Annotated in this window: 17 protein-coding genes; all 17 read right to left on the bottom strand. The window is 33.4% G+C overall.

What is annotated here, in order from left to right; translation table 11 throughout:
• Nucleotides 1–7: 7 nt before the first annotated feature.
• The 17 genes from BM296_RS06200 to BM296_RS06120 all read right to left on the bottom strand — a co-directional run bounded on the left by BM296_RS06200 (nt 8) and on the right by BM296_RS06120 (nt 14,388).
• Nucleotides 8–2,359 carry a DUF3426 domain-containing protein gene (locus BM296_RS06200; protein ID WP_143099050.1) on the bottom strand — a complete coding sequence of 784 codons (2,352 nt, stop codon included), beginning with the start codon at nt 2,357–2,359 and terminating at the stop codon, nt 8–10.
• 98 nt (nt 2,360–2,457) lie between these two features.
• Nucleotides 2,458–4,230, bottom strand: a complete 1,773-nt coding sequence (locus BM296_RS06195; RefSeq protein WP_091902170.1) for a MutS-related protein — start codon at nt 4,228–4,230, stop codon at nt 2,458–2,460.
• Between the two features lie 89 nt (nt 4,231–4,319).
• Nucleotides 4,320–4,802 (bottom strand): ExbD/TolR family protein, encoded by a 483-nt coding sequence (locus BM296_RS06190; RefSeq protein ID WP_091902168.1) that lies wholly within the window; start codon nt 4,800–4,802, stop codon nt 4,320–4,322.
• A gap of 4 nt (nt 4,803–4,806) precedes the next feature.
• The gene (locus tag BM296_RS06185) at nt 4,807–5,424 is read right to left on the bottom strand and encodes an ExbD/TolR family protein (protein WP_091902167.1); all 618 of its coding nucleotides are present in this window, start codon (nt 5,422–5,424) and stop codon (nt 4,807–4,809) included.
• 131 nt (nt 5,425–5,555) lie between these two features.
• Complete coding sequence (locus BM296_RS06180) at nt 5,556–5,909, bottom strand: MmcQ/YjbR family DNA-binding protein (RefSeq protein ID WP_027065059.1); 354 nt, start codon at nt 5,907–5,909, stop codon at nt 5,556–5,558.
• 1 nt (nt 5,910) lies between these two features.
• Complete coding sequence (locus BM296_RS06175) at nt 5,911–6,453, bottom strand: GNAT family N-acetyltransferase (protein ID WP_091902165.1); 543 nt, start codon at nt 6,451–6,453, stop codon at nt 5,911–5,913.
• A 9-nt stretch (nt 6,454–6,462) separates the two neighbouring features.
• The gene (locus tag BM296_RS06170; RefSeq protein ID WP_091902164.1) at nt 6,463–6,858 is read right to left on the bottom strand and encodes a Dabb family protein; all 396 of its coding nucleotides are present in this window, start codon (nt 6,856–6,858) and stop codon (nt 6,463–6,465) included.
• 24 nt (nt 6,859–6,882) lie between these two features.
• Nucleotides 6,883–7,503 carry a DUF4230 domain-containing protein gene (locus BM296_RS06165; protein WP_027065061.1) on the bottom strand — a complete coding sequence of 207 codons (621 nt, stop codon included), beginning with the start codon at nt 7,501–7,503 and terminating at the stop codon, nt 6,883–6,885.
• A complete protein-coding gene (locus BM296_RS06160) occupies nt 7,496–7,855 on the bottom strand; it encodes a DUF4260 domain-containing protein (RefSeq protein WP_027065062.1) in 360 nt (119 codons plus the stop codon). Before BM296_RS06160 ends, BM296_RS06165 begins: the two co-directional genes overlap by 8 nt.
• Nucleotides 7,856–7,857: 2 nt before the next feature.
• Complete coding sequence (locus BM296_RS06155; protein WP_091902162.1) at nt 7,858–8,604, bottom strand: cyclase family protein; 747 nt, start codon at nt 8,602–8,604, stop codon at nt 7,858–7,860.
• Between the two features lie 79 nt (nt 8,605–8,683).
• Nucleotides 8,684–9,817 carry a radical SAM family heme chaperone HemW gene (gene hemW, locus BM296_RS06150; RefSeq protein ID WP_091902161.1) on the bottom strand — a complete coding sequence of 378 codons (1,134 nt, stop codon included), beginning with the start codon at nt 9,815–9,817 and terminating at the stop codon, nt 8,684–8,686.
• 59 nt (nt 9,818–9,876) lie between these two features.
• On the bottom strand, nt 9,877–10,242 hold the full coding sequence (locus tag BM296_RS06145; RefSeq protein ID WP_091902159.1) for a four helix bundle protein: 366 nt from the start codon (nt 10,240–10,242) through the stop codon (nt 9,877–9,879).
• 98 nt (nt 10,243–10,340) lie between these two features.
• Nucleotides 10,341–10,895, bottom strand: coding sequence for a crossover junction endodeoxyribonuclease RuvC (ruvC, locus tag BM296_RS06140; RefSeq protein WP_027065066.1), 555 nt, complete (start codon nt 10,893–10,895; stop codon nt 10,341–10,343).
• Nucleotides 10,896–10,900: 5 nt separating this feature from the next.
• On the bottom strand, nt 10,901–11,377 hold the full coding sequence (locus BM296_RS06135) for an energy transducer TonB (protein ID WP_091902157.1): 477 nt from the start codon (nt 11,375–11,377) through the stop codon (nt 10,901–10,903).
• Nucleotides 11,378–11,419: 42 nt separating this feature from the next.
• Nucleotides 11,420–12,559 (bottom strand): tetratricopeptide repeat protein, encoded by a 1,140-nt coding sequence (locus BM296_RS06130; RefSeq protein WP_143099049.1) that lies wholly within the window; start codon nt 12,557–12,559, stop codon nt 11,420–11,422.
• 3 nt (nt 12,560–12,562) lie between these two features.
• Entirely contained in the window at nt 12,563–14,029 is a 1,467-nt protein-coding gene (locus BM296_RS06125) for a TonB family protein (RefSeq protein ID WP_091902154.1), read from the bottom strand.
• Entirely contained in the window at nt 14,026–14,388 is a 363-nt protein-coding gene (locus BM296_RS06120) for a BlaI/MecI/CopY family transcriptional regulator (protein WP_027065069.1), read from the bottom strand. The genes BM296_RS06125 and BM296_RS06120 overlap by 4 nt, the downstream gene beginning before the upstream one ends.
• Between the last annotated feature and the right edge of the window lie 129 nt (nt 14,389–14,517).

Below are 14,517 nucleotides of genomic sequence, written 5' to 3'. Positions count from 1 at the left end.
TAAAATATCATTCGATTATAAGACTTTGTTCTGATGAAATTAAATTACCATTTGCATTCATACCCTCTATATAAAAGATAATATCTCTTTGTAATGTGTTTAATATTTTGAAAGTAGCAATTCCATTTTCATTCATCTTTAATTCAGGCGCCCAATGTATGGTACCAAAATTTTCGAATTCATCAGACAGATAAGAGTTGTATTTTGGTGTGTAAAATTTCTTGACAGGTTCAAACCCTTCCTTTAATTTATAGTTTAAAACGTTCACATCTTTACCAAACTGAGCATCATAATCTCTAGGTCTTCTTCTTGTATAAATTCTAATTACTCCTGCTGAACCTCTTACACCTTCACCAGCGCCCGTCTTGTCAATTAAAAAGCTTTCTACTTCATTGGTTGGCATTCTATATAATAAATCAAAAGTTGTTAAACGTACATTATCCAAGTAAATAACGGGCACTGGCATTGACCTTTTAGAATCAAAAGACTGTACAGTTCTAGTTCTAATAATTACCCTGTCTGTACTACCAAAACTTAATTCTTCCCTTACATAATAACCTCTTGATCTAATAATATCACTAATTAGAGGGAAATTAAATTCAATATCTTCAGTAACCTCGGTCATTTTGCCTTTTAAATACTTTGGAATAAAGACGTTATTCTCTACAGTCTTTTTAATTTTATTATCAACCACCGTAACTTCATTTAAACTAATGGTATTATCGGCATAAACTAAGTCTGGCACTGCTACTTCTTTAGCAGTATCTGCAACAATACGCTCTACTTTTTCTTTCCGGACGGTATTGATTCTAGTAGGTATTACACCTAATCTTATATTTAAATCGATATTGGGTTGTGTCAATTTCTTATTGTCACTAATAAGGGCAAAATTCAATACTTCGCCTTTAACAGGAAAATACTTTTGAATAAGAAATCTATTATCTAATATATCTAAGTATGTACTTCTATCGTCAGGAAAACTTACCAATAGTTTATTGGTTGATGAAATATCCCTACTGTTAATAGTTCCCTCTAAATCTATTCCGTTTTCAAATTCATAAAATTGATTTGGCGGTCCTTTAAAAATATCATTCCAATCATATTTAGACCAACCTTGGGTCATTAGCAATAAATCTAAATTGTTTTCCTTTTTTGCTGTAACATTTTTAAAATAATAACTGGGATTTTCAATAAACCCCCTTACATAAGGTTTTAAATAAAATGCGCTATAAATACTATTCTGTTGATTGTAAGACATGGTTTTACCTGGTAAAACGGAGACACTTAAATTATGTAAATCATTAAATGGCTCTTGCAGTTTTAGCTGAATCTTTATAGAATCGCCCTCTACAACCAACTTATTTACATTTAATTTTCCATCTAACAAATCTGCGTAGTTAAACACCAATCTTTCCGCAATGGGTTTACCATTAGCATCAAAAAGGGTTAAGATATTCATACCCTTACTAAGAATGTCCTTGTTTAAAATTTTTGAAACGAATAGTTTGTTTTTTGGAAACGTAACAGGAATTCTATTTGCATGACCATCTCTATGAATTAATAAATAAAATGGTTCTTCTTGAATAGACTCTTTTGTGGCATTGTTGGTAGTTAAACTAATTATAAGGCGGTCTTTATCAACATTTTTAACACTAAAAGACACTCCTTTATTTTCAGCTTTTTGGATTTCCACAGTTTGCATACTGCCATCACTAAACTTTAATTTAGCGACATAAGCCATACCTGCTTTAGGATTGAAATTAAATTTACCCAGTCCAAAAATTGATGTAGAAAATCGAGCTACTTGGGCATTGTTCATATCAAAAATCGATCCTTCAACAATTCTTACCCCATACCCATTACTATCTGTAACCTTAACCCCCATTACATTAGGAGCGTCTACTATGAAATTTCCGCCTTCCGGTAAAAATTGAATATCGTATCCTGTAGCAGCTACTGGTTTTTTTAAAGGTTCCTCATTAAGGATTACAATTTTTTGAAGATAGGAATCATCTTCTTTAAAATTTTTCATCCAGTTGGTACTTGCCCGTAGATAATAGGTGCCACTAGCAAACACCGAATCTACCTCTATATTACCTTTGAAGAATCCGTCTTTTGCCCTAAAGTGATATGTTTTAAGTTGGTTACCCTCATGATTATATAGTCCAAGATGTATTGCAGAGCTCTGTTGAAACGGCTTGCTATTATGCCTATCATAAACATAACCTTTAAACCATATTTCTTCATTTGTGATATAGGTACTTTTATTGGTATGCAGAAAGACGGTCTCTCTTGGTAATTCAAAATATTTTAAAAATTTATCCTTTACCAGATTATTACCAATGTCAGTTTGTGCCATTAATACATTTGTAAATAGTAGAAGAAATAAAAATGGAATTCTCTGCATAAAAGGCTATCGAAAAAGTTTACAATTTTAAATCTAGTAATAATTAATTCTTACTCAATTATTCCCATCTTTTTTAAGAGAAAAGAAGCATTCATATTCTGACAGATTCCGTCCTTAAAAGTATAATCGAAATGTAATTCGTTATCTATTATCTCAGCATCAAAATAATGATTTTTTACAGCTGGGTGCTCATTAGCGACTTCGCAAAGACTTAGGTCATGCGTAGCAATAATCCCTGTAGATTTACTTTTTACCAATCGCTCTACAAATTTTCTTGAACCTAAAGCCTTATCGGTACTATTTGTTCCTTTCAAGATTTCATCTAAAACAATGAAATAGCGATCGGTCTTAATTTCATCTACGATATAACTAAGTCGTTTTAATTCTGAAAAGAAGTACGATTCATCATCTGTCAATGAATCTGTGGTACGCATACTAGTAATTAGTTTTATAGGGGAATAACTTACTGCTTCTGCACAAACTGGTAACCCTACATTTGCCATCATAATCTGCAGTGATACCGTTCTCAAAAATGTACTCTTACCAGCCATATTTGCACCAGTAATGATAAAAAACTGTCCGCCATCAATAGTAATATCATTCAATATACTTTTTGCTGGGTCTAATAACGGGTGACCTGCATTTTTAGATTTCAATACCACTCCGTCATTTGTAATCGTCGGATATGTAAAATTCGGATGGTTAAAAGCAAAATTCCCTAAACTACTATAGGCGTCAAAGAATGCAATGGTATTGAACCATATTTCTACACTTTTACCATGTTCATCTATCCACTTTTCTATAGCAAGACAATCTGTTAGTGACCGTAGAAAAAACCCATTAGCAAATATTAAATACAGAAGATTATTATTACGGTCTAGGTTACTTAAAAGAGACGCGAATTTTTTGAGCACTTTAGAATTATCATCGCCGTTACTTAAGATGCTTAACTTCTGTTTCTTCAATAGATCAGTCGTAAAATCAGTTTGCTCTATCATAGCTAACAACTGATTATATTGATCAAACGTAGATTTCATTTTGGTGGCACTCTGTCCCAAATTTGTTACTTTTTTGGTAAAGACACCTACAATGACCATACCTAAGGCCAACCAAAAAATTAATGCGGATTCTGGCAACAGGTCTAAAAAATAAGCGCTGAAAATAGCCACTGACAATAATGAAAAAACCAAAGGAATATATTTCATTGCTTTGGGCACAAATGGCTTATAATCCTTTAACCATTTAACAATAGTATGGGTAGATGTTTCTGTTTTAGTTAGAGCGGCCATAGCTGAGAATTCTTGTCGCCAATCTACATTCCTTCCAATTTCAACAATAGCTTCTTGTTTTTCTTCAATATCTTTTATTGAATTTTCCTTGTAGATATCGGCCAATAAAAGGCTACCCTCAGCAAGTTTTGTTCTATTAGAAATTTGATAAAAAGAACCTTCACCAAACAAGTCTATATCTTGACTGAAAAAATGAATGTCATCGGCAAATTCTTTTCCGTTAGGCAATTTAAAAAAGTCTCTTTTTAGCACTTGCAATTCTACCAAGTTGATATTTCGCAACTCTTCAATTTTAGCTTTTTGAAGTTTTAGATTTGTGTACTTACTTACTAAAAATAAGAACAATGGTATACCTACAAATAATACGGCAACTACATATTTTGCATTTACCGAAGCGAAATAAAGTGCAGCGATGGTACCTAAAAAGATTAGTAACCGCAGCGTGCTAAATAAAAATAGTTTCTTATTTAAGGCTTCTATAAGCTCATCAAACTTTTGTACGCGTTGGGTGTAAAATTCCTCTAAATTATTCATGAATATCAACCTATTATAGAAAAGGCAAAGATAACCTTAGAAAGTGGTTTCTATAAATGGAAAGCAGTTTTTAAAACATTCATTTCATTCTATAAATTATCTACAGCGGCACCTTCATAAGTGGTATAGTTTATTTTCAATAAATTCACCATACGAAGTTCGTTTTTAAGGTCTTCTATAATACCCATTTTCACTCCAATATCCGCTTTAATAGATACTGTTGCTACACTTTTTAAATGCTCTGGCATTGACGACAAGGCTTGTAGGGCATAGTCGCCTACTTCATCTACGGTGATAAATTTATTATCCATTTGAATTCTGAGCTCATCTCCCAAATTGGTCTTGGCTTCTGCAGTAGGCCTACCCACATAAATTTCTATAATTCGGTCTTTCTTGTCCAATTTTTCAGTTTCAGTTGCGGTTGGTAAGGTATTCTCCACCAATAAATTCTGATTCTTCATAACGGTAACCGTCATAAAGAAAAAGAGAAGTATAAAAACAATATCAGGTAATGATGCTGTTGATACAGGCGGCAAGCTTTTACTAGATCGATACTTGTTGAATTTTATCATGGTGTTAGTTATTTACTGTTTCTGGTTCTAGAATTTTCTGCGGATAAAGTGCTCTTATAATTTCAAGACGTTCTTTTAATTGCCCTTTTTGGTCCTCACTGATCTCTTCATTGTAATAATCAGAATAAATGCTTTCATAAGGGGTATTGAACAATCGTAAGCTTTCTCTATTACGCAAGGTGTTATAAGCTGCAATCACTTCATTTTGTACAGCTACATAAACCGGATAGCTTGTATTGCGTTGTGTTTTTATAGAAATAATAGCCTTATCAGGATTTTCAGATAAATCTAGTAAACGGTCGCCTTTACAATAATCACAATATCCATCCATACCCAATGTATAACCACCGTTATCTATAAAGGCGATTACTTTCTTTCTAAGGATTTTTGAATTTATGATTTCCTCTTCTGCCATTATTTGATCACTATTATTAATACTAATTTCAAAAAGGTTTCGCTCTCTGATATCAACAATAGCTTCATTATCATTCGAAGGCATTAGACGGTTAAGTCCAGCATCATTCTCTATAGAAGTGGTGACCAAGAAAAAAATCAATAATAGAAAAGCGATATCTGCCATAGAACCGGCATTTACTTCTTGTGGAGATCTGTGGTTTTTCATGAATAGTGGTTTTATACACTATTAAGTACCAAAAAATAGGAACTGAAAAAAAGTAGGAATGAGTGAATGATACTTTTGAGTGAGGGAACAGGCTTTTCTTATTAATTATACAAGGCTTTAGATACCTAGTACTATAGTGCTTCTAACTGCGACTTCACCTTCTTGGTTAACTTAGAAACGACCAGATCATAAGAATGATCAATAAGCTCTAGCGTAAGTTCTTTAGATATTTGATCTAGGTAAACAGTGTTCCAATGTTTTTTACTCATGTGCCAGCCCTCAATTATACCGTCATGAGTTTCGCGAAGTTCTATTGCTCTGTCTGGATCACACTTTAAATTGACTCGTAGTGGAACATTATCCAACCCGCAAAGGGCAAACATTTTACCCATGACTTTAAATACCAACGTTGTCTCATCAAAAGGAAAGGATTCCGTTACTCCTTTTTTAGAAATGCAGTATTCTCGGTATTCTTCAACATTCATTTTATGATCTTTTGACTCTTACGTTTTCTAAAAACTCTGAGGCATTCTGCCAATAGTATCTAATCTTTAAAAATGTCTTATCACCTATATCGTTAGATTCAACAGTTTCAATTGCGACGCCGCCTATCTTTTCATAATATTTAATTGCAGCAATGTTGGTATTTAACACCCATAAATAGAAGCCATTCTCTCCATTTCGTTGTACAATTTCTTCCGCTAAAGCTGCTATTAACCTTGTACCTATACCTTTTCCTTGAGTATTAAGACTTACGTGTAAATTATCTAGCAATGTTCCATATTGAACATCATGATTGAAATAGGCACACATAAAACCCAAGAACTCGCCATCTTCCTCTGCTATAAAAACAAACTGATTATCTGACGGATGCTCAAAGCGCTTTTTCCATTCAATCAATCTATTCTCGAATGCCAGATTATCTAAAAAATGGTCACTAAAAGAGTCTCTATAATTTTGCTGCCAGCTTACCGAATGTAACGTTGCTATTTTCTCAACATCTACTTCGGCAGCCTTTCTAAAAGTCATAGTTTGATTTTAGATTCCTGTTGAATCGTAAACGATTACTTTAGACCACAGCTTTTCCGAGTCTGCAATAAACAGTTTATGCGGAGCTTCGTCCTGATAAGCTTGTTGAGACTCTGCAGAATCAAAACTTACAATTAAAGAATAGGTAAATGAACCATCTACCACATCTCTGCTAGCTCTTGGAGGTGTACCAATAAATTTTGTTTTTGCATAACCGGAGTTATCCAAAAACTTACGTAATGAAGTCTCAAAAGCGGTACGGTCTGCCTGATTATCAGGATTTTTCAACCAGAAAAATACGGTATGGGAAAAATTAGAATCGAATTCTGTCATTTCTTTATCATTTTGACCAAAAGTTATAGTGGCCATTAGTGTTAATACAAGGATACAAATTACGTTTTTCATTTTTTAAATCTAAGTTGTTTGGTGTTATTTTTCTAGTAGTTCAATTTGTTTTTGGGGAATTTTAAGAGCAGAATAATCCAACTCCCACCCTATAGTCTCAACAATTTTTTCCATTATTAAAACTGTTTGCAATGCTTCTTTTCGAGCGGTATCCATCAATCCGCTTTCTGGTATTTTTTCACGTATATGTGTTTTTGCCTCTGCATTAAGTTTGGTTAAATCATCTGGCGCAAAGAAATTAAAGAATCCGCTTTTAATATCATAAAACTCCAATTCCGGTTCAATACTCAAAACTTCGGGCTCTGGAAAATTATCTAGAATTATCTTTTTATTAGCTTCATCTGCATGCATTAGCAATTTACTTAAATCATACCCAATATGGGCTTTTGCCTTTATCACCACAAGCGCTTTCTTTTTGCTACTTACCAAACTCAAAAAATCTTTTACGTTTTCATATTTATAGATTTCAGCAAACTCACCCTCTACAGATATCAACTTACAAACGCTCTTCATCTTTTCTAATAATACGGTTGATTGATGTGTAGTAATCTCTTTGCTCTTTTTGCCTTTAAAAAAATTAAAAAGCCAGTACATACCAATAGCACCTAAAACTAAGCCGAGAATGGTATCGAAAATGTTATCCATTTTTATTTCCTATTTCACCTAAATGAGTAAACTTAAACCCCTTTTCATATTTGAGTCCATAGCCAAATATACGGTCCATCGCTATATGTATAAAAAGAATTGTGCCAATTAATTGTATAATGGGTAACATTAAATAAATTCCCACAAAGTATAAAAGTATGGCTACTCCTCTATGATGAAATAAGTTATAACAAATTGCACCTACTTTTGAATTCGCAATATAGCCCAACATAGAAATATCTGGAGTCAATATTAAAACTGGCAGCCACCACCATTGATAGCCTAGTAACCCGAACATAAAAATACCAAGTATCATTAATGCTAGCTCTTCTAGTTTTAGTAAATTTTTCATAATTATTTTATTTTATAAAGCACCGGTCTGCTTGGGCTTGCGTCATTTTCAAAAGGTGCCACTTGCAAGTTTAAAAAATAAGGTCCGTCAATAATAATATCTGACACAAAAATAAATTCGGTTATTGTTGCCCTTAAACGTATATCCCCATTAAAATTCCAAAATGCTTTGTGAGATAATAGTTCACCGCCATCTTTTTCTTTATCTACAGAGGGCAGGTCTATTAATAAATGTTCAACACCTAACTCCCTTATAAATACCATGGCATCTTCTAAAAAATAAGGCGGATTGGTATTTGAATATTGTCTATGAATCTTCACCTCTAGGTTTGGGCGCGTTCTTATTACCAATGCTTTTGGCTTCTTATTCTTTAATGCTGTCTCTAATTGCTCTTTTGTAATTACTAAATCTTGGTTGTTTTCTAAAGGCGTTATAGTGATTACCTCAGCCATAAAGAAAAACTCCCTTAAATTCTGATTTACAGATTGATGTTCTTTTGATATATGCCCTACACATTCGGTATGTGTTCCATGCGCATGTGGATTGAAAGAAATATCATAAAAATTAGTACTCGACCCCGCCAATATACTCCCCGTAAAATTAGCTTCTCTATGAGGCTCTATAGTTGGTGCTTTAACATACCAAGCGTTTACATTATCCTTTTTACCGGTAATAGGTATGGAAACATCTAAGGGTTGAGATAGGTCTATGTGGTAATTTTTGTTTTCGTAAATTATAGTAGTCTTCATATACTCTTAGTCAATCAATAAGCCAATAAAAGGGTAATTACATTGGCTTTAAAGTAAGGAAATTACAACTTTTTAAGCGTTACTTTAGGTTAACCATAAACAAATCTGCAGCAATGCCATCAGCTAAAAACATGCCTTTTTTGGTAGTTTTCAAGATTTCATCTTCAATATATAATAGATGTTGTTCTATAAATTTATCAGCTTGCATTAAGGCGTAATCTTTAAATTTAAGTCCGAATTCTTCAGAAATTCTCGTGAGCGAAACTCCCCAAATCGTTCTTAACCCTGTCATTACATACTCATTATATTTATCGGTAGCAGAAAGCACCTCAACCTCCATAGGAACTATATCTTGTTCTATAGATTTTATGTATTTCGGATTGTTATTAATATTCCACCCTCTACGCACGCCGTCAAAAGAATGTGCGGACGGACCAATACCTATATATTTTTTCTGCTGCCAGTAGGCAGAATTATTCTTAGAGTAATACCCTGGTTTTCCAAAATTAGATATTTCATAACAATCAAATCCTGCTGCCAATAAAGTATCGTTTAACAAGTTAAAATGCTCTTGGGTTTCTTCATCGGTGGCGGGCGTAATCAATCCATCCTCCACAAACTTCGCCAGTGCGGTTTTAGGCTCTACCGTAAGGGCATAACTTGAGATATGCGGAATACCGAAACCAAGTGCTTTATCGATATTCCGTTTCCAACGCTCTAAAGTCATATTTGGCATGCCGTAAATAAGGTCAATTGAAATATTATCGAAATACTCACTAGCCAGTTGAAGACTTTTTTCTGCCTCTAAGGCATTATGAGCCCTGTTCATCAGTTTTAAATCTTCCTCAAAAAACGATTGAATACCAATACTTAAACGGTTAATGGAACTTTCTGCGAGTTGAATTATTTTTTCTTCAGATAAATCATCAGGATTGGCTTCTAACGTAATTTCCGGATTGTCTACAACATCATAATGCTCACGAACCGCAGTTATCAGCTGCTCAATTTCCTCAGTCTCTAAAACAGAAGGTGTACCACCACCAAAATAGATTGTCTCTACAAGGACATTAGAGAACTCATCTTTACGTAGTTCCAATTCTCTGCATAATGCACTCACCATCGCTTCTTTCTTCCCCATAGTGGTAGAAAAATGAAAATCACAATAGTGACATGCTTGTTTGCAAAATGGAATGTGGATGTAGATACCGGACATATTTTCAGTTTTCAGTTTTCAGTGGGCAGTACCAGTATTCAGTAAACAGTTTACAGTTATTAGTTTGAACCAAATTTACTTGGGTTATTAATCATATAGTTTAACAGCTTACCAACTTCTTCACTATCTTTTATAAAATCATTAAATGTTATTTGGTCAATATAGTCACATTTAAATGCAAACTCTAGCCAGGTTTGAGTTTCTGAATTTTCCGCGTCACTATCTGTCAACTTACTTACAAAAAGCTTAGGATAACTTCTTTTACGATATGCTTCTGCAATATTAGCACTTATACTTCTAGAGGAACGTCTAATTTGGTCAGTCAAGGAATATTTCTCTTCTTTAGGAAAGGATTTTGAAATATTAAAAATCTTCATTGCTAATGCAAAAGACTTTTTATAAGCCAATAAATCTTGAAACTGCATAAATTGTTTTTACTGTTTACCGCGTACTACTTCTAAATATGTAAACCTATTACTTAACGCTATTGCTGATAACTGATACTGCCAACTGGCACTGAAAACTATTTTTTAACTCTTTTCTCATTTTGCTTTACAAATGCATCCCAACCAGTATAACTTTTACCTATCTCAACCCTACCTTCATTATAAAAATGACAAACGGCAGCAGCTAGACCGTCTGTACTATCCAAGTTCTTTGGCAATGTTTTTAAACCCAATACGCTTTGTAGCATTTTTGCCACTTGTTCTTTACTGGCGTTTCCATTACCTGTAACCGCCATTTTAATTTTTTTGGGTAAGTATTCTGTAATTGGTATTTGTCGTGATAACCCTGCTGCCATGGCAACCCCTTGCGCCCTACCTAGTTTGAGCATAGACTGTACGTTTTTACCGAAAAAAGGTGCTTCTATTGCAATCTCATCTGGGTGATAGGTGTCAATTAACTCAATGGTACGCTCAAATATGAGCTTTAGTTTGGTGTATGGATCGCTATATTTTTGAAGTAGTAGTTCGTTCATTTGAATAAACTCCATCTTTTTACCTACCACTTTTATGAGTCCGAAACCCATAATAGTAGTACCTGGGTCAATACCCAATATTATTTTCTCGTTCGCCAAAGTGCTTAGTTTGTTTTTAATTGAACAGGAATCCGGTATTTGGTATTCACCGGAATTGCTTGTTTTATAGCGGGTGCAAGTTTAGGAAGATTCTTTAAACTTTGCGTAATAACACCATCAAATTCTGGCATTTGGGTTAATACAGACGCATCTTTTTCAATATTAATGACATTGATTCTACCCATGGTATCAATTACAAAAATAACTTCTACAATCTCACTCTCTTTATCGGTAAGCGTAAATTCAAACTCGCTTAAAGTTTCTTGAAAATGAGACGCCAAAGTTTCTTCAAAGCATTTTTTTTGCTCGTCTTTAGTAACCCCTTCGTCACAAGAATCGAACAACGGATATGAATCTACAGTACTCCAATCAATACCGAGCATTTTTTCATCGATCTGTTCTTGGGTTCGTTTTTGTTGAGATTCAAAAAACGAACAAGAACTAACACCTAAAAAAAGAAGAAAGTAAATTAATCGTTTCATTACACCTGTTCTACTGGTGAAATTACGATTTTTTTGATGAGTTTATTCTTTGCTAAAATGGATTTCCTCCTTTAATTCTGAGATTCGTTTTCTAGCAGTTTCATAATAGAATGGATGCTCATTAGGATATTGCTTTAGAAAATTCTGATAATACGTCAACTTCTTACCAAGATCAGAACCTAATTGATCGTACACCGTTATAATATTATAATAAATACGAGCGTCTGACTTATCTTCTTGATGAGCCATTTGGTAAAATTTCAATGCTGTTTTTAAATCTTTCTGCTGATGGGCTATACCCGCTAATTCAATATAACCTTGTACAAAAATCGGCTTTTGAGCATCCATTGCCTTATTGATAAAAATCTTGGCACTATCTAATTTGTTCTCCTTTTGATAAACGCTAGCCAAATCAAAATAGGTTTGTGAATTGGTATCATCTCTATTCAACAACACCTTATAAGTTTGCTTTGCTTTCTCGAACTCCCAATTCTTATTATAAGAATAACCCAATTTCTGATAAACATAGTCCTTGTCTTCCCCTAGTTCTAAAACTTGTTCAAATAGTGGAATTGCCTTCTCGAATTGAAAATCATTAAAAAGAACAAGTGCATGCAAATTTATGAGGGATACATCATTCTCATAATAATCTAAACCCTGCATTATGTACTTTAAGGCCTTGTCTCGCTCTTGCTTAATGGTATAGTATTTAGAAAGCTGAAACAAACTTCTAAGATGGGTACTATCTAAGCTTACAGCATTTTTATAATGAACTAGACTCTCATCTGCTTTATTTAGTTCTTTATAAGCTTCGCCTAAGTAATATTGAAATTCAGGATTGCCTTCATTGAGAATTGATAAATCAGTAAAAACAGATTTTGCTTCTTCAAATTTTTTTACTTTCAGCAGTAATTTTCCGAGTTCAAATTGAGCGAGTTGATGTTCAACATCTTCTCCAACTACATATTGGTATTGCGTAATAGCTTTTTCATAATTACCAATAGCGTTGTAACTTCTTGCAATTTGAAGGGCAGAAGAAAGTCCGCCAACTTTAGAATACTCATTAATTGCATTTGAATAATTACCAATGGTGTATAAACTATCTGCAACAGCTAAAGCCGAAGATTGCGCTTCGGCTTTAAACATTAACAATAGTAGAATTGAAAAAATAAGGTGCTTCACTTATTACTTTTTAATTCTAATTTCAACTACTCCATTTCTACCTTCTTCACCATATTTATCTATTGCTTTTTGGTCTTTAAGAATAAAAATACTTTCTATAGTATTTGGATCAATAGCTTCCATTTCTAGTTTAGTAATTTTTCTATCATTAACATAGTACAATGGCTCCATTTCCGTATCATCTGAAATTTCAGAAACCATATTCGCAGTATTATCCTCTTGTAATTGAAATTGAACCGGAATCGAAAAAGGCACGTTCACAGCTTTACCTTTATGTTTCCCAGGTGTCATTTCTGGTAATCTTTTAATAATACGTTCAACCTCATCTTCGAGTAATTTATCTGGGCCTCGCAGTTTAATATTCTCTATAATTCCCTCAGAATTTATATTGAACATAACATTTACCCTACCCTCTATATTAGCATCTTGAGCAGCCTGCGGATAATTAAAATGTTTACTAATATGCTTTTGTATTTTTTCATTAAAGCAAGCTCGTTTATCGTCTGCATCTTCACACCCAGGAAAAATTGGGGCTTCGTCAACAACGGCATAAGAAAATTCTAAACTTGATTTTAAACTAGTACTATCGATTGTTTCTTTACTATCAGATTTAGGGTCAACTTCACAACTAGTATACAACAACATCCCTAACACCATAGGCACTAATAGTAAATACTTCAACTGCCATACTTTTTTTGATTTTGATTTTTGTAACATGATTATTCGTTTTTTGATTAATGATTGTGTAAAAAATTGATTGATGAATGATATATGTTCTGTTTGAAATACTTGAGCTAATAACTGCTCATAATGATCGGATTTATGTTCTTTTGATACTTGAGCATCGGCAATAAACTCATGTAATTCTGAAATACGATTTTGATATACATACACTAGCGGATTAAACCAGCCTACAATTCGCATAAACTCAAAGAACAACAAGTCGTACGTATGCCTTTGTTTTATATGTACCAATTCATGGGCTATAATAGTATCATGTTTCATCTTCAATACTTTATCTCCAATGAAAATGGATTTAAAGAATGAAAAAGCAATGTTACTATTTGTTATTACTATTTGGGTAAATAAGGGATATATAACTTTCTCCCCGCTTTTTCTCAAGAGATATAATTGTCTAATTTTTAAACCAAAAAGCAGTAATGCCAATAGCATTCCACCATAAAGAATACCCTCTTGCCAAGTAACATTCCACCACGTTGCATCATTACTATCAACTACAACTGCTTCGTTTTGCAATCCCCATAAATATTCAGGATACCGCGCAAATGTTTGTGGCACTTGCTGCTTAAAAGCTTCTATTTTTACCCATGGTAAAATCAAAGACAAAACAAAGGTTCCGATCAAATACACTCTGTTCCATTGAAAAAAGGTTTCCTTCTTTAGAAAAAAGTCATAAATAACCAAGAAAAGTAGCTGAAAGGCGATGCACTCCAAAATATACTGTATCATGGTTTTTCCTTTTTAATTTCATTCAATACCGACTCCAATTCAGAAAGACTCATATCATTTTTCTTCATAAAAAAAGAAACCATACTCTTAAAAGAGCCTTGAAAATAGCCATCTACCAGTTTATTTATAGACTGATTACTGTAATCTGATTTCATTACCAAGGGGAAATACAAATACCCTTTCCCTAACTGTTCATGATCCACAAAACCCTTGCTCTCCAAAATCCGAACAATTGTAGAAACGGTATTATATGCTGGTTTCGGTTCAGGTAATTTTTCAATAATCGATGCTACGTTACATTTCTGTAATTCCCACAACACGATCATTACTTCTTCCTCTGCTTTTGTCAACTGTTTCATTCAACTAATCTTTTAGTTTGATGTTCAAATATAACTAAATATTTAGTTTAAACTAATTTTATAGTTGAAAAAGTTATGTTTGATTGATGTCTATGTAACAAATGCAACCTATATTAGTCTTATAGGCAA

Origin of the sequence: Maribacter stanieri (genome assembly GCF_900112245.1) — a bacterium.
In the GTDB taxonomy this organism is placed as follows: Bacteria; Bacteroidota; Bacteroidia; order Flavobacteriales; family Flavobacteriaceae; genus Maribacter; species Maribacter stanieri.
This window is presented reverse-complemented; position numbering and strand designations above follow the sequence as displayed.

Coding starts and splice junctions, on each gene's coding strand:
- BM296_RS06200 (WP_143099050.1), bottom strand. CDS start 2,359: ATGGCACAAACTGACATTGGTAATAATCTGGTAAAGGATAAATTTTTA.
- BM296_RS06195 (WP_091902170.1), bottom strand. CDS start 4,230: ATGAATAATTTAGAGGAATTTTACACCCAACGCGTACAAAAGTTTGAT.
- BM296_RS06190 (WP_091902168.1), bottom strand. CDS start 4,802: ATGATAAAATTCAACAAGTATCGATCTAGTAAAAGCTTGCCGCCTGTA.
- BM296_RS06185 (WP_091902167.1), bottom strand. CDS start 5,424: ATGAAAAACCACAGATCTCCACAAGAAGTAAATGCCGGTTCTATGGCA.
- BM296_RS06180 (WP_027065059.1), bottom strand. CDS start 5,909: ATGAATGTTGAAGAATACCGAGAATACTGCATTTCTAAAAAAGGAGTA.
- BM296_RS06175 (WP_091902165.1), bottom strand. CDS start 6,453: ATGACTTTTAGAAAGGCTGCCGAAGTAGATGTTGAGAAAATAGCAACG.
- BM296_RS06170 (WP_091902164.1), bottom strand. CDS start 6,858: ATGAAAAACGTAATTTGTATCCTTGTATTAACACTAATGGCCACTATA.
- BM296_RS06165 (WP_027065061.1), bottom strand. CDS start 7,503: ATGGATAACATTTTCGATACCATTCTCGGCTTAGTTTTAGGTGCTATT.
- BM296_RS06160 (WP_027065062.1), bottom strand. CDS start 7,855: ATGAAAAATTTACTAAAACTAGAAGAGCTAGCATTAATGATACTTGGT.
- BM296_RS06155 (WP_091902162.1), bottom strand. CDS start 8,604: ATGAAGACTACTATAATTTACGAAAACAAAAATTACCACATAGACCTA.
- hemW (WP_091902161.1), bottom strand. CDS start 9,817: ATGTCCGGTATCTACATCCACATTCCATTTTGCAAACAAGCATGTCAC.
- BM296_RS06145 (WP_091902159.1), bottom strand. CDS start 10,242: ATGCAGTTTCAAGATTTATTGGCTTATAAAAAGTCTTTTGCATTAGCA.
- BM296_RS06135 (WP_091902157.1), bottom strand. CDS start 11,377: ATGAAACGATTAATTTACTTTCTTCTTTTTTTAGGTGTTAGTTCTTGT.
- BM296_RS06125 (WP_091902154.1), bottom strand. CDS start 14,029: ATGATACAGTATATTTTGGAGTGCATCGCCTTTCAGCTACTTTTCTTG.
- BM296_RS06120 (WP_027065069.1), bottom strand. CDS start 14,388: ATGAAACAGTTGACAAAAGCAGAGGAAGAAGTAATGATCGTGTTGTGG.